This is a genomic window from Marinomonas gallaica (genome assembly GCF_001639745.1).
Classification (GTDB): domain Bacteria; phylum Pseudomonadota; class Gammaproteobacteria; order Pseudomonadales; family Marinomonadaceae; genus Marinomonas; species Marinomonas gallaica.
The window spans coordinates 1-25,405 of sequence record NZ_LTAX01000001.1 but is presented as its reverse complement, the minus strand read 5'-3'; the positions used below and the strand labels follow the sequence as shown (position 1 = coordinate 25,405).

The following is a 25,405-nucleotide window of genomic DNA, read 5'->3' as shown; positions in this document are numbered from 1 at the left end:
TTGTCTAAACCTAAGAAAGTAATGTTGATGGCGGGTGGTACAGGCGGTCATATTTATCCAGCGTTAGCGTGTGCAGAAAAGTTTGCCTCGTTAGGCGTGGATGTCTGCTGGATGGGCTCTGCTGGTGGTATGGAAGAAACATTGGTGCCGAAGCACGATGTTCCATTGCACACCGTATCCATTAAAGGCGTTCGTGGAAAAGGTGTGCTGGGCTTGTTAGCTGCACCTTGGCGTATTGCCCATTCGATTGGCCAAGCGATCGCTATTCTGCGACGGGAAAAACCCGATTTAGTATTAGGCATGGGGGGATTTGTTGCAGGTCCTGGTGGTGTCGCAGCGAAGATTCTGGGTATCCCTTTGGCAATTCATGAGCAAAATGCGGTAGCAGGTACAACCAATACTTTGTTGTCCAAAATTGCCAAGCTTAAATTGCAAGCGTTTGCTGGTGCCTTGTCAAACGGGTTAACCGTGGGTAACCCAGTGCGTGGCGCTATTTTAGCTCAACAAACACGCCCTGTCCGGGATGAGCCTTCACGACCTCTACGTTTGTTGGTAGTGGGTGGCAGTTTAGGTGCGAAGGCGATTAACGATGTGATACCACTATTATTAGCTGAATGGTCTCATGAAACACGCTTAGATGTGTGGCATCAAACTGGCCCACGAAACCATGAGGCTGTTTCGGCAGACTATCGACGTTTGAATGTAGAGGCACGTGTGGATGCTTACATTGATGATATGGCGCAGGCGTATTATTGGGCGGACGTGGTCGTGTGTCGAGCAGGCGCGATGACCGTTAGTGAGCTAGCGATTGCTGGGTTGCCTTCAATTTTAGTGCCGTATCCCCATGCTATAGATGACCATCAAACGGCGAATGCTCGCTCATTGGAAGATGTTGGTGCTGCGTATTTGATGCCACAACCAGCATTATCTGTAGCAAGCCTTGAAAAGTATTTAGCTGATATGGCTAACGATTCGAACAAATTAAGAACAATGGCTGAGCAAGCAAAGCTTGCTGCCCATCCGGATGCCACACAAACAGTGGTGTCCCAGTGCATAAGGTTAATAAAGAAATGATGGAAGCTAAGTTTCGCTACGACATCCCGACAATGCGTCGTATTCAAAATATCCACTTTATTGGTGTGGGTGGTGTGGGCATGTCGGGCATCGCCGAAGTACTTTCGAACCAAGGGTATAATGTCAGCGGTTCAGATATGAAAGCTTCCGCCACCACTGAGCGATTATCGGCGTTGGGTGTTGATATTTATATTGGGCATCAAGAAGATAATGTTAAAAATGCCCATGTTATTGTTGTATCGAGTGCGATCGATAGCGGTAATCCTGAAATTAAATGGGGCAAAGAGAACCGTATTCCGATTGTGCCGCGTGCTGAAATGTTGGCAGAATTAATGCGTTACCGTCACGGTATTGCGGTGGCAGGTACGCATGGTAAAACGACCACCACCAGTTTGATGGCCTCTATCCTAGCGGCAACGGATGAATCACCAACGTTCGTGATTGGTGGTCGCTTGACCAGTGCGGGGGCCAATGCCCAGCTAGGTAGCAGCAAATACCTTGTGGCAGAAGCCGATGAGAGTGATGCATCGTTCCTTCACTTACAGCCTCAAACAGTGATCGTGACGAATATTGATGAAGACCACATGGACACCTATAACGGTGATTTTGAGCAGGTAAAGCATACTTTTATTGAGTTTGTTCATAACTTGCCATTTTATGGTCTGGCGGTTTTATGTGTAGACGATGACAATGTCCGTGAAATTATGCCTTTTCTAAGCCGTCCAGTTTTAACCTACGGTATTGATCAGGTAGCGGATTTTTATGCGACCGAGATTTCTCAAAAAGGGCGTTTTTGTGAATTCTTAGCACACCGTCCAGAAGGTGAACCTTTGCGTATTCGTTTGCCGATGCCGGGTCGACACAACATTTTGAATGCGTTAGCTACCATCGCGGTAGCAACAGATTTAGGTGTTGATGCCGCAGCGATTCAAGCAGGGCTAATGGGCTTTGAAGGCGTTGGACGACGCTTTCAAGAGCAAGGCGATTTAACGCTGGCGGAAGGAGGTCGAGTTATGTTTGTTGATGACTACGGTCATCACCCTAGTGAAGTGAAAGCGACGATTAAATCTATTCGGGATGGGTGGCCTGAGAAACGCTTGGTAATGGTTTACCAGCCGCATCGTTATACGCGTACTCGTGATCTTTACGAAGACTTTGTAAAAGTACTGTCAAAGGTTGATGTGTTGCTACTATTGGACGTCTACTCCGCCGGCGAGACCCCGATTAACGGGGCTGACAGTAAATCTATGTGTGGCAGCATTCGTCAACGCGGTAACGTAGACCCTATTCATGTCAGCAGTGAGGACGATTTGCGTTCAATCTTGGCAAATGTTTTACGCCCAGACGACTTGCTGATCACGCAAGGAGCTGGTGATATAGGTGCGATTTCTAAAAAGTTGGCTGCTCAGGGGGTTTAAGTGAGTTTACTGAAGGAAAAAACGGTAGCAGTCATCTATGGTGGTCGTTCTGCTGAGCGAGAAGTGTCACTTGAAAGTGGTGCAGGTGTGGCTCAAGCATTGATCAATAAAGGTTACCAAGTAGTCAAAATTGATTTGTACGGTGAAGATGAAAAATTTGATCCAGTCAAGCAGCTGATGGACACTGAATTTGATATCGCCTTCATTGCTTTGCATGGTGGAGAGGGGGAAGATGGTCGAGTTCAGGCATTGTTAGATATGTTGGAAAAACCTTATACCGGTAGTTTGCCGTTGGCCTCTGGTTTTGCTATGGACAAAGCTCTGACAAAGCGCTATTGGCAAGGGCTTGGGATTCCAACGCCTAATTATTTGTGCTTCAGTGCCGAGCCTGATGTTGATCAGATTAATGAAGAAATGTCATACCCTCTGATTATTAAGCCATCGCGAGAGGGCTCCACCATTGGAATCAGTAAAGTCAACGATCAGTCTGAGTTGAAAGCCGCTTTGGAAGACGCTAAGCGATATGACTCTGATGTGTTGGTTGAAGAGTTTGTTTCTGGTGCCGAGTTTACTGTGACTATCATTGATGATGTCGCTTATGCGCCAATTGGTTTAAAGCCTGCTCAAGGGCATGCGCTTTATGACTATGAAGCAAAGTATTTGGCAGATGATACGCAGTATCTTTTGCCGTGTGGATTGTCGGACGATCTCGAACTTGAGATACAAGCGTTGGCGCTTGATGCTTATCAATCGCTTAATTGTCGTGGCTGGGGGCGTGTCGACATCATGCAAACGGCTGAAGGTGATTTTACTGTGCTTGAGGTGAATACTTCACCGGGGATGACGTCACACAGTTTGGTGCCTATGGCGGCTGCCTATGCGGACATTAGTTACGATGAATTGGTTGAAATGATCATTGAGTCAGCTTGGCAAGACTGTGTAGGGGTGAGCTAAACGAATGCGTACCGCAGCGTTAATAGGCGCGATACTGCTGATTATGTTTGCCTTGTTTCAAGATAATCCAGATCAGTTGGCTACGGATGCCCCTATGTTTGATATCCGAGAAATTGATGTGGTGGGGGATTTGCAGTATGCCGACCGAGCGGATTTGCAAAAAAGCTATAACAAGCTGTTGGGGCGAGGATTATTCGAAGAACCGATGGAGGCATTGCGCTACTTTGGCGCGCAGCCGGAATGGGTAGAATCGGCGAAGATTCGTCGCGTCTGGCCTCACACGTTACGCATTGAAGTGCGAGAGCACAGACCTGTTGCGTTATGGGGTGGGGGGAAAGTTATTACCGCCGATGGGAAAATTATTTCACCTAGAAATACCCCAGACTTGCCGTTAACACGATTGTCAGGTCCCGTTGATACGGAGGCAGCTGTTTTGGATCAGTTTACATTAATTAGCCAAATGCTGTCGACGACGTCTCTTAGGGTTGCGTCACTGCAGTTAGAAGACCGTGGAGCGTGGAATATTTCATTTTCTAACGGGGTGAGCGTAAAACTGGGTCGAGATGAAGTATTAGAGCGGTTGCAGCGGTTTGTAGCCGTGTATAAAAGTGATTTATCGGGTAGAATAGATCGAATTGCCTCGGTTGATGCTCGCTATCCTCATGGGGTAGCGGTTAATTGGAAACCCGAAGAGTAAAAGTTGGTCTGATTGTTGCTTTTTTGAGCAATGGTTTGTTGGTTGTAGGATAGCTGGGAATTATATGATTGTTGGATTAGACGTTGGCACTTCAAAAATAACCTGCGTAGTTGGGGAGAAAGGTGTTGACGGTGTCATGGAAGTGGTTGGTGTTGGTACCCATGTAGCCAAAGGCATGAAGCGTGGTGTCGTAATCAATATTGAGTCCACAGTGCAATCTATCCAGCGAGCTGTGGAAGAAGCCGAGTTGATGGCTGGCTGCAATATACACTCTGTTTATGTGAGTGTCGCAGGTAGCCACATACGCAGTCAAAATTCTCATGGCATCGTTGCAGTCAAAGAAGGCGAAGTACAAGTTGAAGATATTGAGCGCGTGATTGATGCTGCGCAAGCAGTGCCGATTTCGTCGGATCAGCGTCTTCTGCATGTCTTGCCTCAAGAGTTTAATATTGACTCTCAAGAGGGTATTCGTGACCCGCTTGGCATGTCAGGTGTTAGGCTTGAAGCGAATGTACATTTGATATCAGGTGCGGCGAATGCCGTGATGAATGTCGAGAAGTGTATTCGTCGTTGTGGTTTAGAGGTTGATGGTGTTGTGCTTTCGCAACTGGCATCCAGTCAGGTGTGCTTAAGCGAAGACGAAAAAGACCTTGGTGTTTGTTTAGTGGATATTGGTGCGGGAACGTCTGATATTGCAGTGTGGCTTGATGGTGCCTTGCATCACACGGCAGTTGTGCCAGTGGCGGGTGATCAAGTAACTAACGATATTTCACAAGCGTTACGTACACCTACTTTACATGCAGATGCGATTAAAATTCGCTACGCTTGTGCGATGTCTAGTTTGGCTTCTGCTGATCAGCGCATAGAAGTGCCAAGTGTGGGGGATCGTAAACCGCGCTCTATTTCACGTCATGCGTTGGCGGAAGTTGTTGAGGCGCGTTACGAAGAGATTTACAAAATGGTGCTTGATGAGTTGAGTCGCAGTGGCTATGCCGAGCGGATTCCAGCAGGCATCGTGATTACAGGCGGTACATCCTTAATGGAGGGTGCGGAGGCGTTAGCAGAACATATTTTTGATATGCCTGTACGTATTGCTTCGCCGCATTCAGCAAAAGGTGTTGCTGAGATAATTGATAATCCGACTTATTCCACAAGTATAGGCTTGTTAGAATATGCGGGAGAAAGTGTGCAGACACCTGATTCGTCAGATTTGGCGTCTCAAATGAATGCACCTAAAAAGAAATTTCTGCCCGAAGTGGCGAGCGGTGAGGCCAAGCCTGCTTTCAGTCCAGCGAAGGCGTGGCACAAAGTAAAAGATTGGTTTCAAAGTTATATTTAGTCAGGAATGACAGCAGAATTATAGGAGCTTAAAGCCCATGTCCATGAACGTATTTGATCTAGCCGAAGAAAACTTGTCAGACAATGCTGTCATCAAAGTAGTTGGTGTTGGTGGTGGCGGCGGTAACGCTGTGAAACACATGCTAGAGAGTAATCTAGACGGTGTTGAATTTATTTGTGCAAATACTGATTCTAAAGCCCTTGTTGGCTTGGATTCAGGTATTACTTTGCAGCTTGGTACAACCGTAACGAAAGGGTTGGGCGCGGGTGCTAATCCAAGTATTGGTCGTGATTCTGCTCTTGAAGATCAAGAGAAAATTACTGAGCTTTTAACTGGCGCTGACATGGTGTTCATCACAGCAGGTATGGGTGGTGGTACTGGAACGGGCGCTGCACCGGTTATTGCAAAAGTGGCTCGCGAGCTTGGTATTTTAACGGTTGCGGTAGTGACTAAGCCATTCCCGTTTGAAGGTCGTCGTCGTGCTAAGGTTGCTGAGGAAGGTATTAAAGAACTACGTGACAACGTTGACTCTTTGATTACGGTGCCTAATGAGCGATTGTTGCCAGTACTAGGAAAAAATATTTCCCTACTGAAAGCCTTTGGTGAAGCAAACAATGTATTGCTGAACGCTGTTCAAGGTATTACTGACTTGATCATGCGTCCTGGTTTGATCAACGTCGACTTTGCGGACGTACAAACGGTGATGAAAGAAATGGGTATGGCGATGATGGGGTCTGGTTCCGCGACCGGTGAAGACCGTGCGCGTGTTGCCGCAGAAGCCGCTATTCATAATCCATTGTTAGAAGATATCAACCTTAAAGGTGCGCGTGGCGTGTTGGTTAACATTACCGCAAACGATGAAGTTGGCTTATCTGAGTTTACCGAAGTAGGTAACATCATTGAAGAGTACGCTTCTGAAGATGCGACTGTTGTAATTGGTTGTGCTATTGATCCAAGCGTTGGTGAAGAGATGCGTGTCACTGTTGTGGCGACAGGCTTAGAAGGCAAGGGATCTTCTGCTCAAATGCAGTCGGCAGTAGGTTCTTCAGTGTCTATGTCAACGACGGTGTCTGAGCCTGCTACACAATCTGCTCCGGTTCAGCCAGCGGCTGCTGAAGAGCGTGCGCAAGTGAATGTTGTGCCGCCAAAGCCTGAGCCGACTAAGCCTGCGGCAGATGCAAATGTGACTACGCCGACAGAAACAAAGCTCAATGAGGCGGCTTCATCTACGTCAAGCTCTCAAAAAGCAGAAGATAAACTGTCCTACTTGGATATTCCGGCGTTTTTGCGTCGCCAAGCAGACTAGCAAAATATTGCGCAAAAAATGCGCAGCTAAGTGCTTCTGAATTGTATAAAACGACACTTGTTGGTATGATTCCGGCAAATTTTAATTGTCATCATATTGTAGGAATATAATGGTACGTCAGCGCACCCTTAAAAACATTATTCGCGCTACCGGAGTGGGTTTACATTCGGGCGAAAAAGTATATCTAACGCTTAAACCAGCACCAGTTAACACTGGTATTGTTTTTGTGCGTACAGATTTAGAGCCACCTGTTGAAATTCTTGGTTCGGCTCAGTCTGTTGGCGCTACCAATTTCGCTACAGCGCTTCGTGACGGCGAAGTGACAGTCAGTACTGTCGAGCATTTATTGTCTGCGATGGCTGGCTTAGGTATTGATAACTGTTACGTTGAGCTTAGCTCAAGTGAAGTGCCTTTGATGGACGGTAGCGCAAGCCCGTTTGTCTTCTTGCTGCAATCTGCAGGTATTGAAGAACAGGAAGCACCTAAGAAATTCATTCGTATTAAAAAAATGATTCGTGTTGATGATGGTGATAAGTATGCATCACTCGAACCTTTTAATGGTTTTCGCTTATCTTTCACGATTGATTTTCAACACCCAGCGATTGATGAAGAAGTTCAGTACACATCGGTTGATTTCTCAACAACGACATTTGTCAAAGAGATTTCACGTGCGCGCACATTTGGCTTTATGAAGGATATTGAATACTTTAAAGACAATAACCTAGCGCGCGGTGCGAACATGGAAAATGCGGTCGTGCTTGATGAATACCGTGTATTGAATGATGAAGGTCTTCGTTACCGTGATGAGCTTGTGCGTCATAAAGTACTTGATGCGATTGGTGATTTGTACTTACTTGGACACAGTGTCATTGGTGAATACAAAGCGTTTAAGTCTGGTCATGGTTTGAACAACAAACTGTTATTAGAGCTACTGCAAAACCAAGAGGCATGGGAATACGTGACATTTGAAGAAGACGAAGCATTGAATCCTATTTCCTTTACGGAAGCGGCAGCAACTGCTTAGATATTGAACGAATCTTTAAAAAGCCAGACATATGTCTGGCTTTTTTCGTTATAAGGGATTGATAATCCATGTTTTGTCGCTATTTACCATGGTAGACTCTAAATCATTCCAATTCTAAGTTGTGTTGAAAAATGTTCGGAAAAGTCATTAAAAAAGTTATCGGTACTAAAAACGACCGTGAAGTAAAGCGCTATAAAAAAGTCGTCTCTCAGATCAATAAGTTAGAAGATGCTTATAAGCAATTGACCGATGATGATTTGATGGCCAAGTCTGCTATGTTTCGGGAGCGTCTGGCTAAGGGTGAGTCACTAGACTCTCTTTTGCCAGAAGCTTTTGCAACGGTTCGTGAAGCCAGTAATCGTGTCATGGGGATGCGTCATTTCGACGTACAGATGATCGGTGGTATGGTGCTTCATGAAGGTCGAATCGCGGAGATGCGTACAGGTGAAGGTAAAACACTTGTCGCGACGTTAGCGGTTTATCTAAATGCATTATCAGGTAAAGGTGTTCATGTTGTAACGGTCAATGATTACCTTGCGCGACGTGATGCGAACTGGATGCGACCTCTTTATGAGTTTCTTGATATGAGTGTTGGCGTTGTTCATGCCGGCCAAGACCGTGAAGAAAAGCGTAGCGCTTATCAATCTGACATCACCTACGGCACGAATAACGAGTTTGGTTTCGACTACTTACGCGACAATATGGTTTTCCGTATGGAAGAACGTATGCAGCGTGATTTGTCTTTCGCTGTGGTCGATGAAGTGGACTCAATCTTAATTGATGAGGCACGTACACCATTAATTATTTCAGGTGCAGTAGAAGACAGCTCTGAGCAGTATCGCAAAATCAATCTACTTGCTCCTTTGCTTGTTAAGCAAGAAGAAGAGGGCGAAGAAGACGGACATTACACCTACGATGAAGCTCAGCGAAATGTCGAGTTGACCGAAAATGGCCATCAGTTTGTTGAGTCGTGGTTGGTTGAGCAGGGCATGTTAGAAGAAGGCGATAGTCTTTATGCCGCAGGTAATTTGCAGCTTTTACATCATGTGTATGCGTGTATGCGAGCACACATTGTCTTCCAGAAGAACGTAGATTATGTGATTCAAGATGGTCAAGTTGTGATCGTTGATGAACATACTGGGCGTACGATGCAAGGTCGTCGTTGGTCTGAAGGTATTCATCAGGCGGTAGAAGCGAAAGAAGGTGTGACCATCCAAGCCGAAAGTCAAACACTGGCTTCTACAACGTTCCAGAATTATTTCCGTTTATACAGTAAGTTATCTGGTATGACCGGTACAGCGGATACGGAAGCGTTTGAATTTCAGCAAATCTATTCTTTGAGCGTCATTGTTATTCCAACCAATAATTCGGTGCAGCGTAAAGATTACAACGACTTAATCTTTATGACGACGAATGAAAAGTTCGAAGCAATTGTTAAAGATATTGGTGAGAACGTCGCTCAAGGCCGTCCTATTCTAGTTGGTACGGCGTCAATTGAGTATTCTGAATTGCTGTCAGGCTTTTTGGAGAAGCAAGGCGTAAAGCATAATGTATTGAACGCCAAGCAGCATGAGAGAGAAGCGGAAATTGTCGCAGAAGCTGGCCGTCCTGGTGCGGTAACAATCGCAACTAACATGGCGGGTCGTGGAACTGATATTGTATTGGGCGGCAATCTGCAGGTTGAATTATCAGACCTTGGTGAAGATGCGACTGATGCGCAAAAAGAGGCGTTAAAAGCCGATTGGAAAGCGCGTAATGAAGCGGTATTAGCCGCTGGCGGTCTTCATATTATTGGTACCGAGCGTCATGAGTCACGTCGTATCGATAATCAGCTTCGAGGCCGTGCGGGTCGACAAGGTGACGTCGGTTCATCTCGTTTCTATCTGTCTCTTGAAGATAATCTAATGCGTATCTTTATGTCCGATCGAATCAAAAAAATGATGCAAGCATTGGGCATGGAGAAAGGTGAGGCGATTGAGCACAAAATGGTGTCCAACGCGATTGAAAAAGCGCAGCGCAAAGTTGAAGGTCGTAACTTCGATATTCGTAAGCAGTTATTAGAATACGATGATGTTGCGAACGATCAGCGCCAAGTTATTTATCAGCAGCGTTATGACATGATGGCTTCTGATGATCTGTCCGACGCAATTTCTTCTATGCGTGAAGATGTTTTGGCTGGATTAATTGATGAATACATTCCGCCGCAGAGTATCTTTGATCAATGGGATCTCGCAGGATTAGAAGATCGTATTCGCAATGAGTTTGGTTTGGAGTTGCCGATCCAGCAGTGGGTTGCTGAAGATAAGAAGCTTTACGAAGAGCCGCTGCGAGAGAAAATTCTTCAGGCGTTTATTGATGATTACGCTGCTAAAGAGCAGATTGCAGGTCCTGATAGCTTGCGTAACTTCGAGAAACAAGTCTTGCTTCAAGTGCTTGATACATTATGGAAAGAGCATTTGCAAACAATGGATATGTTGCGTCAGGGTATTCACTTGCGTGGTTATGCGCAGAAAAACCCGAAACAAGAATATAAGCGTGAAGCGTTTGAGTTGTTCCAAGGTTTATTGGAGCAAATTAAGTTTGATGTATTGCAAGTTGTGACGCGCGTTAAAGTGCAATCAGCAGAAGATGCTGAGAAAATCGAAGCAGCGCGTCGTGAGCAAGAGGCCAAAACCAAAGTGACAACTAACTTGGCTGACGTTGAGAGCGATTCTGCAGAAGCTGCAGGCGATGTGCCTCGCGTTGGGCGTAACGAGCCTTGTCCTTGTGGGTCAGGTAAGAAGTATAAGCAATGTCACGGTAGTTTAGTCTAGTTAATCAGTTTAGAGCGAGAGGCCAAAATGGCAGTTGGATTAGGATCTTTTCCAGTAATACCTTCGATTTCTGGTGTACGTTTTGCTGCTATGGAAGCAGGTGTTAAAAAAGCAAACAAAAAAGACGTAGTGGTTTTTGAGTTGGCTGAAGGTTCTGCAGTGGCAGGTGTATTCACTCAGAATCAATTTTGTGCTGCGCCAGTTCGAGTCTGTCGTGAGCATCTTGCTAAGGCTAAGCCTCGCTATTTGGTTATTAATACAGGTAATGCTAACGCCGGTACTGGTAAATCAGGATTGCAAGATGCTTTGCACACCTGTGAGACCCTAGCTAACTTGTCTGGGGTTGCATTAGAACAAGTGCTGCCTTTTTCAACCGGTGTTATTGGTGAACCGCTACCCGTCGATAAAATTACGAGTGTGTTGCCAAGTGCTTTGAAAAGCATGACGGCTGAAGACTGGTCTAGTGTCGGTTTGGGTATTATGACGACAGATACCTTACCAAAGGGCGCTTATCGTCAAGTTGAGATAGCAGGCCAAACTATCACGATAGGTGGTATATCTAAGGGTGCTGGCATGATTCGTCCTAATATGGCGACGATGCTTGGCTTCATATTTACGGATGCTGCTGTTGATCAAATGGCACTACAGTCGTTGCTAAAGCAAACGACAGATCAGAGCTTTAATCGCATTACCATTGACAGTGATACGTCGACGAATGACTCGTGTATTGCGGTAGCAACAGGCGCTGCTCAAATGCCTGTTATTACCGATTTTTCCCAAGGCGATGGTGCGCTGTTTGCGACGGCTTTTCTTGAGGTCATGCAAGAGCTTGCGCATGCGATCGTGCGTGACGGCGAGGGCGCTACTAAATTTGTAACTGTTGAAGTAAAAGGTGCTGAGCAGCAATCTGATGCCACTAAAACAGCTTTTGAGATAGCACATTCTCCATTGGTGAAAACGGCATTGTTTGCATCTGATCCTAACTGGGGTCGCATTCTAGCTGTAGTCGGTCGTGCGGGCGTTGAGAGCTTAAATGTCGATACAGTCTCGATCTTCATTAACGGTTGTGAAATTGTTCGTGAGGGTGGTCGATCGCCAGCTTATACTGAAGATGCAGGTCAAGCAGCTATGAATCCAGAAGAAATCCATATCGTTGTGGATCTGGGGGCGGGTGATCAAGCGGATACAGTTTGGACAACCGACTTCTCTCATGAGTACGTTACGATCAATGCCGAGTATCGTAGCTAATGGCCATTCGTGTTGCGGCTGGTATTATCGCCCGTGAAGATCAAGTGTTTATTGCTTTACGCTCAGACGATAAACATCAAGGTGGTTGCTGGGAGTTCCCTGGCGGTAAGGTTGAAGAGGGTGAAGACCCAGCAGAAGCGTTAGCTCGAGAGTTGATGGAAGAGTGCGGTATTGCAACGGATAAATCAGAGCTGTTTAAGTTTATTCGTCATGATTATACTGATAAATCTGTCGAGTTATACTTCTACTTGGTAAGTGAGTTTTCTGGTGAGCCGCATGGCAAAGAAGGTCAGAAAGTTACTTGGGTTAATCGCTCAGATTTATCTGCTTATACTTTTCCAGAAGCCAATGTGCCGATCGTCGAAGCCTTGCTTAAAGTATAAAAAAACGGCCTTCTTAGGCCGTTTTTTTTAATCTAAAATATTGTGTAGTAAGACCCTTAATGTTTCTGGCTCAAAGACTTTGTCGCATATAGCATCAACCCCTTCTTGGGTGATGTTTGCTAGCTGAGGTTGATCCGCATTAGAGGCAACCATTAAAATTGGGATATGTGAAAGGTGTTCCGTCATTCGAATAGTATGGGTGAATTCTATCCCGTCCATTTCAGGCATATTATAATCGGTGATCACTAAGTCGTAGCTCTCATCATTCATCAGCGTTATAGCATCTGCACCATTAGCTGCAACATCAATGTTAACGATCCCCATAGACTCTAAGACACGCGTAATGTGCTTTTGAGCTAAGCGGCTATCATCGACTAAGAGTACTTGCATTTCGTGTGGGTCAATCAGCTCTAAGTCAATCTCTTGCTCCATGCTTAGATCAAGTGTTGCGTTGATGGCGCGCTGTAAGTCTTTCATTTCAAAAGGCTTGGGTAATATTGCAATGACACCTGCTTGACGCAGTGTCTCTAATTGCTTGCGATTGCGCTCACTCGACACGAGCATGAAGTTGATGTGTTCTGTCTCTGGATTTTTTTTGATAAGCGTAATCAATGTTTCTGCCGTGCCATCTGGTAAATACATGGCCGAAATAATTAGATCTGGTTCATTTTCCTTAATCGCGTAAATTGCCGACTTCAACGAGTCGGCAAAATACAGGTGTCTCGCGCCTGCATCTTCAAGCGCTAGGCGAATGATTTTCTGTTGAGTGGAAGACGGTTCTACTAAGAGAATCGAAAGTTCTTCCGAAGATGGCATTAGCTCCATACTACCCTCTACTGCTAAAATAGTTATACTAAACGAATGTAACACAGCTTTTTGTATGTGTGTCTAAATTGAGAAAATAAAGAGGTTATAAATGGCAACAGCTAGTGCCTGCCATATTTTGGTGAAAACAAAACAAGAAGCCGAACAGCTTAAATCAAAGCTAGATCAGGGTGCTGATTTCCATCAATTGGCTAAGAAGTTTTCTACATGTCCATCTGGCAAAAAAGGTGGCGACTTGGGTGAATTTCGCAAAGGAGATATGGTGGCACCTTTTGATAAGGCTGTTTTCAGCGGGCCGCTATTGAAGGTACAGGGTCCTATTAAAACACAGTTTGGCTTTCATCTTATTAAAGTACTTTATCGCTCATAGTTTAAGGAAGTAGTTGTTCATGAATATTACTGAATTATCACCGCAGTACTTCGTGTCGCCGCAAATAGAAATTGCTGATCTTGAAGAGTTAAAGTCCCAAGGTTTTGTTGTGGTTGTGAATAACCGTCCAGACGGTGAGGTGGAGGATCAGCCTAGTAGTTCTGAAATTCAAGTTGCTGCAGAGCAAGCGGGCTTACGTTATGTCTACAATCCAGTTGATCTAAAGCAGCTGTCGAGTAAAGAAGTAGCCGTTCAGGATGAGCAGATAAAAGCAAACGATAAAGTCTTTGCATTTTGTCGTACTGGTACTCGATCATCGGTTTTGTGGGTGCTGGCTAAGCAAGAAGATGAAATGTCATTTGTGACATTAGTGGCGGATGTTATGAAGAAAGGTTTCGATTTAGGACGATGTCTGCCTGCAATGGAGCGCCTTAAGAAGCGCTAGGTACGATTGAATCTTAAAGGCCCGCTCTATTGCGGGCTTTTTTATGGATTTTAGTGTTAAGTTGGTCGAATATCGTATAGGTCAACGGAGTTTATTTTAGTAAACTTGTGAAGCGTAAAGGAGAAATTGCAGATGGTAAGTCGACCCTCGTTAGAAACTGCTACCGCTTCAGACCCAGATCAATTTGTAGAGCCGTTAGAGCTTGGTAAGCGAGTAAAAGAAATCCGCCTAACTAAAGGCTGGACGCTAGAAGAAGTAAGCAAGCGAACAGGTATTGCTCGATCTACATTATCTAAGATTGAGAATGATCAAGTGTCGCCAAGTTTTGCTATTGTGCAGAAGCTAATAGGTGGCTTAGGCATGGATTTGCCGCAACTGTTTGTTGAGACTTTAGAGCATTCTATTGCGGGTCGTCGAGATATTACTAAGGCAGGACAAGGGGAGCCGCACCCGACAGCGACTTATGAGCATGAGCTATTAAGTTTCTCCATAAGCCGCAAGAAAATGGTGCCTTTTAAAACTATTGTTCGTGCACGAAGCTTTTCTGAGTTTAAAGAGTGGGTGCGTCATGACGGTGAAGAGTTCTTGTTGGTGCTCTCAGGTAGCGTTGTCTTTTACTCAGAGTTTTATGAGCCAGTAGACCTTAATGAGGGTGATAGTGTGTACTACGATGCGGCCATGGGGCACATTGTAGTATCAAAGTCGGAAGATGATGCGCAAATACTGTGGGTTGTAGCTCGATAATATGTAGAGTGCAATACACGTTTAATATAAAAGATTATTAATAGAGGTTTTAATGGCTAACTCATGGAGTGTACAAAGCTGGCGCACTAAACAAGCGTTGCAGCAACCAGAATACCCAAATGCAGCTGCGCTGGCTGGCGTAGAGCAAACGTTGTCAACAATGCCACCGTTGGTGTTTGCTGGCGAAGCTCGACAATTACGCTCGGAGCTTGCTGAAGTAGGAAAAGGAAATGCCTTTTTGCTGCAGGGTGGTGATTGTGCTGAAAGCTTTGCTGAGTTTGCTGCGAACAATATTAGAGATACATTTAAGGTGCTACTGCAAATGGCAGTAGTGATGACGTACGCTGGTAAATGTCCTGTGGTTAAAGTAGGCCGAATGGCGGGGCAATTTGCCAAGCCGCGTTCTGCGGGGATGGAAAACATTGACGGTGTAGAGCTGCCAAGTTATCGCGGTGACATCATCAATGGTATTGACTTCACTGAAGGTGCGCGCGTGCCGGATCCAGAGCGTTTGATTAAGGTGTATAATCAGAGCTCAGCAACAATGAACTTGTTGCGTGCGTTTTCTCAAGGTGGGTTTGCGGATCTTCATGAGGTTCATAAATGGAATCTTGATTTCATCAAAAACAGTCCTGCAGGTGAGCGTTACCAGAGCGTAGCGGATAAGATTGATGACGCGCTTCAGTTTATGGAGGCGTGTGGCATTGGAGCAGGTGCATCGCAACTACGTGAAACGTCATTTTATACGTCTCATGAGGCGCTGTTGTTGCCTTATGAAGAGGCTTTAACTCGCCAAGACAGTCTAACGGGTGGATGGTACGATTGTTCTGCACACATGTTATGGATTGGTGATCGTACGCGCCAAATTGACGGCGCGCATGTTGAGTTTTTGCGTGGTGTAAACAACCCTATTGGTGTGAAAGCTGGCCCATCTATGGATTCAGAGGATCTGTTGCGCTTGTGTGACACTCTAAATCCGAACAATGAAGAAGGCCGTTTGAACGTAATTGTGCGCATGGGTGCCGATAAGGTGGCTGATGGCATGCCAAATTTAATTCGCGCGATTGAGCGAGAAGGTAAAAAAGTGGTGTGGAGCAGTGATCCGATGCACGGCAATACGATCAAGGCGAGCACTGGCTACAAAACACGTAAAGTCGATGATGTGCTGCGTGAAGTTCAGCAGTTCTTTGAAGTGCATAAATCTGAGGGGACTTATCCTGGTGGCGTGCATTTTGAAATGACTGGACAGAATGTGACAGAGTGTGTCGGCGGTGCTTTCCAGGTAACGGAAGCAGATTTAGCGAATCGTTACCATACGCATTGTGATCCGCGCCTTAATGCGGATCAGTCGCTTGAATTGGCGTTTATGATTGCTGATACGCTCAAAAAAGCACGCGCATAACAACTTGTTGTTTTGGAAATAAAAAAAGCCCCTTTGCAGAAGCTCTGCAAAGGGGCTTTTTAATGTTTCTGTGGGTCCGTTAGCCTTTTCGGCGACGGAAAGCAGAAGTCGCTGATTTAGCTGTCATGTCTAGTTTAGCCATGATAAGAGCCATTTCATCCGCTTGCTCTTGTTGCTGTTTGCGCAATTCTTCTGCACGTTCAGCTTTTGCTTGTTTCTCGGCTTCACGAAGCATTTTTTGGATGCTACTTGAGCTGCGAGTGGTGCCTTTTGGAGAGCTACTTGCTGCTGTACTTGGTGCAGCGCTACGCTTAATAGTAGAAGGCTTTGTTAGATCTTCGATCTCACCGTTTGCTGGTGTGTCTAAGCGATCTTCGCCAATAAGTTCACCAAAAAATGACGACGCTGTAGGCTTAGGTTCGTCTTTCTTAGGGAGCTCTACTTTAGGTAGGTCGGTCTTTTTTGCAGCAGCTTTGCGGCCGCCTGTTTTCTTAACGGGTTCCTTAGTGGAATTGCCGTTAGTGTCAAACATTGCTTTTTTGCCTAAATCTAACTGGCGACCTTTTACGGTTGTCTGTCCGATCTTGTAACCACGAAGGCTCTCAGCATTGTAGATCACAATGTAGTCTTGTTCTAGCTCGTATAGCTCTTCTTTATCGTTTGTCTCGAAAAGCTCTTCTACTGAAAATGCGTCTACGCCATGCGTACGGATCTCTTCATACAGTGGGTAATCTAGATCTTCGTTAGCGGCTTCGACATATTGCTCAAAGCGCTGAAATCCACTGTTGAAAGATGTACCAACATAGTGCTTTCCAGTGACATTATTTGTGATTTTAAAAACAACCAAAATCCCTGCCTCTTGAATTTCTTACAGTCAAATGCAAAAGCATAACCAACCTCGTCTATGAAGTAGACGATGTCTGGTGCTTGCAAAAATTAATGAGTATTAAAGTTTGATAACGAGATTTAAGCCGTCTCGTACGTGGAGGTGGACATTCTCCACTCTCGGATCCTTAGTGATACGCTGATTCATTTCATCCACTGCGATATCACTATTCTCTATGGGGGAGAGGACTCGTCCTTGCCAAATAGAGTTGTCAATTATGATTAGGCCACCGCTGCGAACGAGCGGCACAACAGCCTCATAATAGTTGAGATAGTTGCGTTTGTCGGCATCGATAAACACAAAATCTAAAGGCCCTTCTAGAGTTTGGATAGTGTCCAAAGCAGGGCCGAAAATGGGGGTGATCTTGCTCCCGAACGGGCTGCGATCAAAAAACGTTTGCGCAAACTCAATTGCACGTGGGTTGGTTTCACAGCAAGTTAACTTGCCATCTTCAGGCATACCCTCAGCAATCGAGAGTGCTGAGTAGCCAGTAAACATCCCGATCTCTAGCGCATTTTTAGGTTGATGAATTTTCGCGAGCATTTTCAACGTTCGACCGATCGTGCGACCCGACAGTTTATTCGGGTAGCCCATGTCGGTATAAGTCTTCTCGACTAATTCCAACAAAAGGTCTGGCTCTGGTTGAGTTGTCTCAACACAGTAGTTGTCAATTGCTTCGTGATCCATAAGGCCTAAAGTATCTAGAGGGGTTGTTGTGAAACGAGCGCTATTTTAACGCGCTGACAGGGAAAGTCTATGGTAGAAAAGCATAAAAAAAGGTTGATTTTTGTGAATATCGGTGCGGATTTTGTAGAAACTAGGAAACTGCTATCGAGTGGTCGCAAAATGCTCTAATAAGTGGTAGTTTAATGGCCTTAAAATTTACATGTGCTCTTACGTATGGAGCACCACTGACTCCAAATAGGGGAAAAAATGCCAGTAATTACTTTACCAGATGGAAGCCAGCGTTCTTTTGCTGAGTCCGTTACTCTAATGCAAGTGGCCGAGGATATTGGTCCTGGTTTAGCTAAAGCTACCGTCGCAGGTAAAATCAACGGTCGTTTAGTTGATGCTTGTGAAGTTATCTCAGAAGACTCCGATGTGAGTTTAGTGACGGCACGTGATGAGGAAGGCCTTGAAATTATTCGCCACTCATTTGCCCATTTGGTAGGCCACGCTGTAAAACAGTTGTTTCCAACGGCTAAAATGGCCATTGGTCCTGTTATCAAAGAAGGCTTTTACTACGATATTGCTTATGAGCGTCCATTCACTCCTGATGATATGGCTGCAATTGAGAAACGCATCGGTGAGCTGATTAAGAAAGATTACGATGTGGTTAAGAAAGTGACACCTGTTGATCAGGCGCGCGCTCAATTTGTTGAGCGAGGTGAAGATTACAAAGTTCAGCTGATTGATGATATGGACGACTCTGTAGAAGAAGTTGGCTTATATCATCACGAAGAGTACATGGACATGTGTCGTGGCCCACACGTGCCAAACACTCGTGTGTTGCGTCATTTTAAATTGATGAAATTGGCCGGTGCATACTGGCGCGGTGATTCCAGTAATGAACAGCTTCAGCGTATATACGGTACGGCTTGGTCTGACAAAAAAGATCTGAAAGCGTACCTGACGCGTATTGAAGAAGCTGAAAAACGTGATCATCGCAAATTAGGCAAAAAACTGGATTTATTCCATGTTCAAGAAGAAGCGCCTGGCATGGTTTTCTGGCATCCTAAAGGCTGGAAGCTGTATCAAACTATTGAGCAGTATATGCGTCAGAAGCAGCTTGAAAACGGTTATCACGAGGTGAAAACACCTCAAATTGTCGACCGTGTATTGTGGGAAAAATCTGGTCATTGGGGTAAGTATCATGAAAACATGTTTACTACTCATTCAGAAAACCGCGACTACGCCGTAAAACCAATGAACTGTCCTTGTCACATTCAAGTGTACAACCAAGGGCTTAAGAGTTACCGCGACCTGCCGTTTCGTATGGCAGAGTTTGGCTCTTGTCACCGTAATGAACCTTCTGGTGCATTGCATGGCATTATGCGTGTGCGTAACTTTGTTCAAGATGATGGTCATATCTTTGTAACGGAAGATCAAATACAGGCAGAAGTGTCTGAATTTATTGAACTGTTACATGAAGTGTATGAAGATTTTGGTTTTGAACAAATTATTTATCGTTTATCAACGCGCCCTGAACAGCGAGTTGGTTCTGATGAGGTATGGGATAAGGCTGAGAAAGCATTATCAGATGCTCTTAACTCTGCTCAATTAGAGTGGGAAGAGCTGCCTGGTGAAGGTGCATTTTACGGCCCGAAAATTGAGTTCTCTTTGAAAGATGCTATTGGCCGTGTATGGCAATGTGGTACGATTCAGGTAGACTTCTCAATGCCAACACGTTTAGGTGCGCAATATGTATCGGAAGATGGCTCTCGCCAAACGCCTGTCATGCTTCACCGTGCAATTGTTGGTTCTTTAGAGCGCTTCATCGGTATTTTGATCGAGGAAACGGAAGGATCGTTCCCTGTTTGGCTTGCGCCAGAACAGGTGGTAGTAATGAATATTACCGATCGCCAAGCAGAATATTGTGCTGATTTAGAGAAAACTCTAAATTCTAAGGGCTTCCGTGCAAAACTTGACTTGAGAAACGAGAAGATCGGGTTTAAAATCCGCGAGCATACTCTGCAACGAGTGCCATACATGATCGTTGTCGGTGATAAAGAAGTCGAGAACCAGCAAGTTGCTGTTCGTACTCGTACCGGTGATGATCTTGGTGTGATGAGTGTTCAAGAATTTGAAGAATTGCTTCAAACAGAAATCTCACGCCGTAGTCGAAAATAAATAATGGAGATAGAGCTATAAAAGGTAATATGAATCGTGGACGTGCTAACGCCAAGCAGCGCCCTCAAATCAACGAAAACATTCGAGCTACCGAAGTGCGCCTTATCGGTGCCGATGGTGATCAAATTGGTGTTGTTTCGATTGAAGAAGCACTAGAAGCTGCACGTGCTGCAACGCTAGACCTAGTGCAGATTGCTGATTCAGATCCGATTGTTTGCAAAGTCATGGACTACGGTAAGCATATCTTTGAGCAAAAGAAAGCTAAGGCTGCTCAAAGAAAGAATGCGAAACAAATCCAAGTAAAAGAAATGAAATTCCGTCCAGGGACGGAGGAAGGGGATTATCAGGTAAAACTCCGCAACCTGATACGTTTCCTTGAAGGAGGGGATAAGGCTAAGGTTTCTTTACGTTACCGCGGCCGTGAAATGGCCCATCAGGAGCTTGGTATGCAACTTATGCATCGAGTCGCTAAAGACTTGGAAGAGCATGGTGTTGTAGAGCAAGCTGCGAAAATGGAAGGTCGTCAATTGACTATGGTGCTGGCCCCTAAAAAGAAGAAGTAATAAAAGCAGCTAAGTAATTAGCACTTGTTATTATATTTAACATTAACGAATGCGAGAGTGGTTTTACCATGCCAAAAATTAAATCTAACAGTAGCGCACTTAAGCGCTTCAAACGTACCGCAAACGGTTTTAAACATAAGCAGTCTTTCACTAGTCACATTTTGACTAAAAAGTCTACTAAGCGTAAGCGCCAGCTTCGTACAATGCAGCAAGTTAAATCTTGCGATAAGCCATTGATCGTTCGCATGCTTCCATACGCTTAATCGATATTTTCAGTCATTAACTAGTTAAAAAAGGTTTATATTATGCCTCGCGTAAAACGTGGTGTTCAGGCTCGTCGCCGTCACAAAAAGATTTTAAAGCAAGCTAAAGGTTACTACGGTGCTCGTAGCCGTGTGTTTCGTGTAGCGAAACAAGCGGTTATTAAAGCAGGTCAATATGCTTACCGTGACCGTCGTCAACGTAAACGTCAATTCCGTGCTCTATGGATTGCTCGTATTAACGCTGCGGCTCGTCTAAATGGTCTATCTTACAGCCGCTTCATTGCTGGCCTTAAGAAAGCGGCTATTGAAATTGACCGTAAAGTACTGGCTGACTTGGCTGTATACGAAAAAGAAGTTTTTGCTGCGATCGTTGAGAAAGCGAAAGCAAGCTTGGCTTAATTTCAGACGTAGTGCCTAGAGTGAATCAACACATTTTGTGTTCTCACTCAAGCAGTCTTTGATAGGGGAAGAGCCAACGCTCTTCCCCTATTTTATTTTTTGGAGTATGAAATGGAGAACCTAAACCAGATTCTTGCTGACGCTTTAACTGCGGTAGCTGCATCTGATAATGAGGCCAGCCTAGATGAAATTCGTGTTCAATATCTAGGTAAAAAAGGCGCTCTAACCGCGCTTCTAAAGCAACTGGGAAATGTTGCTCCAGAAGACCGTCCAAAATTCGGACAAATGGTAAACGAAGCAAAAGAGCAAGTTCAGGCAAAAATGAACGAGCGTAAGACGGCTCTCGCAGCAGCAGCTTTAAATGCAAAACTTGCTAACGAAACCATTGACGTGACCTTATCAGGTAAAGGTCAAGAAATTGGTGGTTTGCATCCAGTTACACGTACTATGGAGCGAATTGAAACATTCTTCCGTGGTATTGGTTTTGACGTCGCGTCAGGCCCTGAAATCGAAGATGATTACCATAACTTCGAGGCGCTAAACATTCCAGCGCATCATCCGGCTCGTGCGATGCAAGACACGTTCTACTTCAACCCAAATACGGTATTGCGTACGCACACATCCCCTGTGCAAGTACGTACCATGGAAAATAATCAACCGCCTATTCGTATTATTTGTCCAGGTCGTGTTTACCGCAGTGATTCTGATCAAACTCACACGCCTATGTTTCATCAGGTAGAAGGTTTATTGATTGACGAGAATATTTCTTTCGCCGATTTGAAAGGTATCCTGCAGCAGTTCTTGAACGTGTTCTTTGAAGACGATCTTAAAGTACGTTTCCGTCCAAGTTACTTCCCGTTCACTGAGCCTTCGATTGAAGTGGATATTATGCGCACTAACAGTAAAGGCGAAGAGTCTTGGTTGGAAGTGCTGGGTTGTGGCATGGTGCATCCGAAAGTGCTAGAAATGTCTGGCATTGATTCAGAGAAGTACACTGGGTTTGCTTTTGGCATGGGCGTCGAACGTTTCGCGATGTTGCGTTACAAAGTAGATGACTTACGCATGTTCTTCGAAAACGATCTTCGTTTCCTAACGCAATTCAAGTAAGGACCAAGGGCTAACTATGAAATTCAGTGAAAATTGGCTAAGAGAGTGGGTCAATCCAGAGGTCACTACCGATGAGCTGGTTGCTCAAGTGACATTGGCTGGTCTAGAGGTAGACGAAGTTGAAGCCGCAGCAGGTGAGTTCACCGGCGTTGTTGTTGGTGAAATCGTTGCGACAGAACCACATCCCAATGCGGACAAGCTACAGGTGTGTACCGTTTCAGACGGTACTGAGCAATTCCAAGTAGTGTGTGGTGCGCCGAATGCTCGTCCGGGGATTAAAATTCCATTTGCAAAGATCGGCGCGGTTCTAGGTGCTGACTTCAAGATTAAAAAAGCGAAGCTGCGCCAAGTTGAATCGTTCGGTATGCTGTGTTCTGCGTCCGAGCTTCAAATCAGTGAAGAAAACGATGGCATCTTAGAGCTTTCTGTTGATGCACCAGTGGGCGTCGATATTCGCGAGTACCTAAACCTAAACGATAGCATTATTGACGTCGACTTAACGCCAAACCGTGCCGATTGTTTAAGTATTGCTGGTCTTGCTCGTGAAGTAGGGGTGATTAACAAAGTAGATGTGGTGCCTGTTGCTATTACAGAGCAGACAGTAAGCATTGATGATACTTTCCCGATTCGTGTAGAGGCTTCTGAAGGGTGTCCGCGCTATCTTGGTCGTGTCATTAAGGGCGTAAACGTAGCCGCTTCTACGCCCCTTTGGATGGTTGAGAAACTGCGTCGTAGTGGTGTTCGCTCAATAGACCCAATTGTAGACATTACTAATTACGTAATGCTTGAGCTGGGTCAGCCAATGCATGCCTTTGACTTGAATAACCTATCCGGTTCGATTGTTGTGCGGATGGCAGAAGAGGGCGAAAAACTGCTTCTTCTTGATGGTCAAGAAGTCGCGTTGCGTGCAGATACTATGGTTATCGCGGATGAGCAAAAAGCGTTAGCCATGGCTGGTATCATGGGTGGCGAGCACTCTGGTGTGAATGCTGGCACGCAAACTATATTCCTTGAAAGTGCTTTTTTCGCCCCGCTAGCTTTGGCAGGTAAAGCGCGCTCTTACGGTTTGCATACCGATTCCTCGCACCGTTTTGAGCGTGGTGTTGATGCGACGTTAGCCAGCAAGGCAATGGAGCGTGCGACGCAATTGATCCTTGAGATTACCGGTGGTGAAGTAGGCCCTATCAACGAGGTCGCTGCCCAAGCGTTTTTGCCGACTGCTAATAAAGTAACACTTCGTCGTAAGAAGCTAGATCAATATTTAGCGATGTCGTTAGATAAAGACTTAGTGACGGACATTCTGTCACGTCTAGGTCTAGATGTGACAGACGTTACGGATGAGCAATGGGTAACGGTTGCACCGTCTCATCGTTTTGATATCGAAATTGAAGCGGATTTGATTGAAGAAGTAGCGCGAATTTTTGGTTACGACAATCTGCCGTCATCAATGCCAACGGCGGCGGTGAACTTTACTGCAGCGACTGAAAGTAAAACTCCGATTCAGTCCTTGCGTGCAACGCTTGTATCTCAGGGCTACCAGGAAGCGGTTACGTACAGCTTTATTGATCCTGTTGCGAGTAAGCAATTTTTCCCTCACATAGATCCTGTGCCACTTGAAAACCCAATTTCTGGTGATATGGGTGTAATGCGTCCAAGTTTATTGCCTGGTTTGGTTAAAGTGTATTTACATAACCAAAACCGTCAGCAATCACGAGTGCGTATTTTCGAAACAGGAAGCCGTTTCGTGGGTGATGTCAACAAACTTGATGAATTGGATCAAACGCATCAAGTGGCAGGCCTAATTGCCGGTTCTCGCTACCCTGAAGGCTGGTACCACAACAGTGAAAAAGTAGACTTTTTTGATCTTAAGTCACATGTTGAAGCGTTGTTTGCTTTGAACCATGGGGCTAAGCCTGAGTTTGAGCGTGCTGACGAAGTGTACTTGCATCCTGGTCGTTCAGCTTACGTGTTGGTCAATGGTGAGCGTGTAGGGGTAATTGGTGAGTTGCATCCTCTGCTATCGAAGCAACTGGGTACTAACCAAGCTGTTTACGTGTTCGAGATAAATCTTGATGCCGTGTTGGGTGCTAAGCTTCCAGAGTACCAACGTGTCTCGAAATTCCCCGAAGTGCGTCGTGATCTTGCGTTGTTAGTAAAGCGTGAAACACCTGTCCAAGCGCTTGAGAAAGTGATTGCTGAGCATGCTGGTGAAGCCTTTAAGAAAGTCACTGTTTTCGATGTATATCAAGGCCAAGGTATTGATGAGTCAGAAAAAAGTGTTGCTTTGGGGTTGACGTGGCAGCATCCATCACACACTCTTAGTGATGAAGAAGTAAACAGCGCAGTCGATTCTGTCACTGCAGCGCTTGCTGAAAAGCTTGGAGCGGTTATTCGGGGGTAAAGAGTATGGCGTCCTTGACGAAAGCAGATATAGCGGAAAACTTAGTAGACTCTCTAGACTTGAGCAAGAAAGATGCGAAAGACCTAGTGGAAAGTTTCTTTGATACGGTCAGAGAAACACTGGTAGAGAGGGAGCAGGTGAAATTGTCCGGTTTCGGTAATTTCGAAGTGCGCGAAAAAAGCCAGCGTCCAGGGCGCAACCCGAAAACTGGGGAAGAAATTCCTATCACAGCACGAACTGTTGTTACGTTTAAACCTGGGCAAAAGTTAAAGTCCAAGGTTGAGAGTTACATGCAAGAGTAACATTGTGAGTCTAAAAAGGCCGCTTTCGATTAGATTCGATGGCGGCCTTTTTTGTAGCTGAATATGCAATGTAAACATATACATAGAGCTTTAGAGTGGTTTTTAATGGAGTAGAGGCGGTTTTTTTAGCTGCTGGTGTTGGCGAAAGCGACTGTATTCAAGGCTTTTCTTTATATATAAACAAGTTACATGTGCTGTTCGTTTTTGTGGATTTAAAAAAAATATTAAAAAAAAACAAAAACGTCTTCCCTTTTGAATTCGTTATAGTAATATACGCACCCGCTGACAGGGGCAGCGCTCTTGTTAGTTTCGGGGCGTAGCGCAGCCTGGTAGCGCACTAGCATGGGGTGTTAGTGGTCGCAGGTTCAAATCCTGCCGTCCCGACCAGAAACGATTTTTTGCCGCTATAGCTCAGTTGGTAGAGCACCTGACTTGTAATCAGGGGGTCCCGAGTTCGACTCTTGGTGGCGGCACCACATCTGATTTGGTTCGATAATTTGGTTAAGTATTTAAGCGCCGCTATAGCTCAGTTGGTAGAGCACCTGACTTGTAATCAGGGGGTCCCGAGTTCGACTCTTGGTGGCGGCACCAT

Annotated in this window: 24 protein-coding genes and 3 tRNA genes; 24 read left to right on the top strand and 3 right to left on the bottom strand. The window is 45.2% G+C overall.

Annotated features, from left to right (window positions below; translation table 11 throughout):
- From murG to mutT, 10 genes are all read left to right on the top strand, one after another.
- Positions 1–1,074, top strand: coding sequence for an undecaprenyldiphospho-muramoylpentapeptide beta-N-acetylglucosaminyltransferase (gene murG, locus AYW76_RS00140; RefSeq protein WP_170756338.1), 1,074 nt, complete (start codon positions 1–3; stop codon positions 1,072–1,074).
- A complete protein-coding gene (gene murC / locus AYW76_RS00135) occupies positions 1,071–2,492 on the top strand; it encodes a UDP-N-acetylmuramate--L-alanine ligase (RefSeq protein WP_067214426.1) in 1,422 nt (473 codons plus the stop codon). Before murG ends, murC begins: the two co-directional genes overlap by 4 nt.
- Entirely contained in the window at positions 2,493–3,446 is a 954-nt protein-coding gene (locus AYW76_RS00130) for a D-alanine--D-alanine ligase (RefSeq protein ID WP_067214424.1), read from the top strand.
- A 4-nt stretch (positions 3,447–3,450) separates the two neighbouring features.
- Complete coding sequence (locus tag AYW76_RS00125; protein ID WP_067214422.1) at positions 3,451–4,143, top strand: cell division protein FtsQ/DivIB; 693 nt, start codon at positions 3,451–3,453, stop codon at positions 4,141–4,143.
- Positions 4,144–4,207: 64 nt separating this feature from the next.
- The gene (ftsA, locus tag AYW76_RS00120; RefSeq protein WP_067214421.1) at positions 4,208–5,482 is read left to right on the top strand and encodes a cell division protein FtsA; all 1,275 of its coding nucleotides are present in this window, start codon (positions 4,208–4,210) and stop codon (positions 5,480–5,482) included.
- A 43-nt stretch (positions 5,483–5,525) separates the two neighbouring features.
- Positions 5,526–6,788: a cell division protein FtsZ gene (gene ftsZ, locus AYW76_RS00115; RefSeq protein WP_067215114.1), complete on the top strand. Its 1,263-nt coding sequence runs from the start codon at positions 5,526–5,528 to the stop codon at positions 6,786–6,788.
- Between the two features lie 109 nt (positions 6,789–6,897).
- Positions 6,898–7,812, top strand: coding sequence for a UDP-3-O-acyl-N-acetylglucosamine deacetylase (gene lpxC / locus AYW76_RS00110; protein ID WP_067036965.1), 915 nt, complete (start codon positions 6,898–6,900; stop codon positions 7,810–7,812).
- A 131-nt stretch (positions 7,813–7,943) separates the two neighbouring features.
- Positions 7,944–10,625: a preprotein translocase subunit SecA gene (secA, locus tag AYW76_RS00105; protein WP_067214419.1), complete on the top strand. Its 2,682-nt coding sequence runs from the start codon at positions 7,944–7,946 to the stop codon at positions 10,623–10,625.
- 27 nt (positions 10,626–10,652) lie between these two features.
- Entirely contained in the window at positions 10,653–11,873 is a 1,221-nt protein-coding gene (gene argJ / locus AYW76_RS00100; RefSeq protein ID WP_067214418.1) for a bifunctional glutamate N-acetyltransferase/amino-acid acetyltransferase ArgJ, read from the top strand.
- Complete coding sequence (mutT, locus tag AYW76_RS00095) at positions 11,873–12,256, top strand: 8-oxo-dGTP diphosphatase MutT (protein ID WP_067214416.1); 384 nt, start codon at positions 11,873–11,875, stop codon at positions 12,254–12,256. The genes argJ and mutT overlap by 1 nt, the downstream gene beginning before the upstream one ends.
- A 27-nt stretch (positions 12,257–12,283) precedes the next feature.
- Here mutT and AYW76_RS00090 read toward each other — a convergent pair whose 3' ends face one another.
- Positions 12,284–13,081, bottom strand: a complete 798-nt coding sequence (locus AYW76_RS00090; RefSeq protein WP_067214414.1) for a response regulator — start codon at positions 13,079–13,081, stop codon at positions 12,284–12,286.
- Positions 13,082–13,172: 91 nt separating this feature from the next.
- Between AYW76_RS00090 and ppiC the strand changes: the two genes are divergently transcribed.
- From ppiC to AYW76_RS00070, 4 genes are all read left to right on the top strand, one after another.
- Complete coding sequence (gene ppiC, locus AYW76_RS00085) at positions 13,173–13,451, top strand: peptidylprolyl isomerase PpiC (RefSeq protein WP_067036975.1); 279 nt, start codon at positions 13,173–13,175, stop codon at positions 13,449–13,451.
- Positions 13,452–13,470: 19 nt separating this feature from the next.
- A complete protein-coding gene (locus AYW76_RS00080) occupies positions 13,471–13,896 on the top strand; it encodes a TIGR01244 family sulfur transferase (RefSeq protein ID WP_067214413.1) in 426 nt (141 codons plus the stop codon).
- 132 nt (positions 13,897–14,028) lie between these two features.
- Positions 14,029–14,640 carry a helix-turn-helix domain-containing protein gene (locus tag AYW76_RS00075; protein ID WP_067036979.1) on the top strand — a complete coding sequence of 204 codons (612 nt, stop codon included), beginning with the start codon at positions 14,029–14,031 and terminating at the stop codon, positions 14,638–14,640.
- 52 nt (positions 14,641–14,692) lie between these two features.
- Positions 14,693–16,042 (top strand): class II 3-deoxy-7-phosphoheptulonate synthase, encoded by a 1,350-nt coding sequence (locus AYW76_RS00070; RefSeq protein WP_067214411.1) that lies wholly within the window; start codon positions 14,693–14,695, stop codon positions 16,040–16,042.
- Positions 16,043–16,121: 79 nt separating this feature from the next.
- Here the strand turns inward: AYW76_RS00070 and AYW76_RS00065 are convergent, their stop codons facing one another.
- Positions 16,122–16,889, bottom strand: a complete 768-nt coding sequence (locus AYW76_RS00065) for a GIY-YIG nuclease family protein (RefSeq protein ID WP_067214410.1) — start codon at positions 16,887–16,889, stop codon at positions 16,122–16,124.
- Positions 16,890–16,988: 99 nt separating this feature from the next.
- The gene (locus AYW76_RS00060; RefSeq protein WP_067214408.1) at positions 16,989–17,615 is read right to left on the bottom strand and encodes an O-methyltransferase; all 627 of its coding nucleotides are present in this window, start codon (positions 17,613–17,615) and stop codon (positions 16,989–16,991) included.
- Positions 17,616–17,861: 246 nt separating this feature from the next.
- Here AYW76_RS00060 and thrS point away from each other — a divergent pair, with 246 nt between their 5' ends.
- The 10 genes from thrS (at position 17,862) to AYW76_RS00005 (ending at position 25,404) form a co-directional block, all read left to right on the top strand.
- Positions 17,862–19,778, top strand: coding sequence for a threonine--tRNA ligase (thrS, locus tag AYW76_RS00055; protein WP_067214406.1), 1,917 nt, complete (start codon positions 17,862–17,864; stop codon positions 19,776–19,778).
- Between the two features lie 29 nt (positions 19,779–19,807).
- Positions 19,808–20,341, top strand: coding sequence for a translation initiation factor IF-3 (gene infC / locus AYW76_RS00050; protein WP_067036989.1), 534 nt, complete (start codon positions 19,808–19,810; stop codon positions 20,339–20,341).
- 68 nt (positions 20,342–20,409) lie between these two features.
- The gene (gene rpmI, locus AYW76_RS00045; protein ID WP_067036991.1) at positions 20,410–20,604 is read left to right on the top strand and encodes a 50S ribosomal protein L35; all 195 of its coding nucleotides are present in this window, start codon (positions 20,410–20,412) and stop codon (positions 20,602–20,604) included.
- A 42-nt stretch (positions 20,605–20,646) separates the two neighbouring features.
- Positions 20,647–21,003, top strand: a complete 357-nt coding sequence (gene rplT, locus AYW76_RS00040; protein WP_067036992.1) for a 50S ribosomal protein L20 — start codon at positions 20,647–20,649, stop codon at positions 21,001–21,003.
- Positions 21,004–21,114: 111 nt separating this feature from the next.
- On the top strand, positions 21,115–22,110 hold the full coding sequence (gene pheS / locus AYW76_RS00035) for a phenylalanine--tRNA ligase subunit alpha (RefSeq protein ID WP_067214404.1): 996 nt from the start codon (positions 21,115–21,117) through the stop codon (positions 22,108–22,110).
- Between the two features lie 16 nt (positions 22,111–22,126).
- Positions 22,127–24,511 carry a phenylalanine--tRNA ligase subunit beta gene (gene pheT, locus AYW76_RS00030; RefSeq protein ID WP_067214402.1) on the top strand — a complete coding sequence of 795 codons (2,385 nt, stop codon included), beginning with the start codon at positions 22,127–22,129 and terminating at the stop codon, positions 24,509–24,511.
- 5 nt (positions 24,512–24,516) lie between these two features.
- Entirely contained in the window at positions 24,517–24,813 is a 297-nt protein-coding gene (locus AYW76_RS00025; protein WP_067036998.1) for an integration host factor subunit alpha, read from the top strand.
- Between the two features lie 310 nt (positions 24,814–25,123).
- Positions 25,124–25,200, top strand: a tRNA-Pro gene (locus AYW76_RS00015).
- A gap of 13 nt (positions 25,201–25,213) precedes the next feature.
- Positions 25,214–25,289 (top strand) — tRNA-Thr (locus AYW76_RS00010).
- Between the two features lie 39 nt (positions 25,290–25,328).
- Positions 25,329–25,404 (top strand) — tRNA-Thr (locus AYW76_RS00005).
- Position 25,405 lies beyond the last annotated feature (1 nt).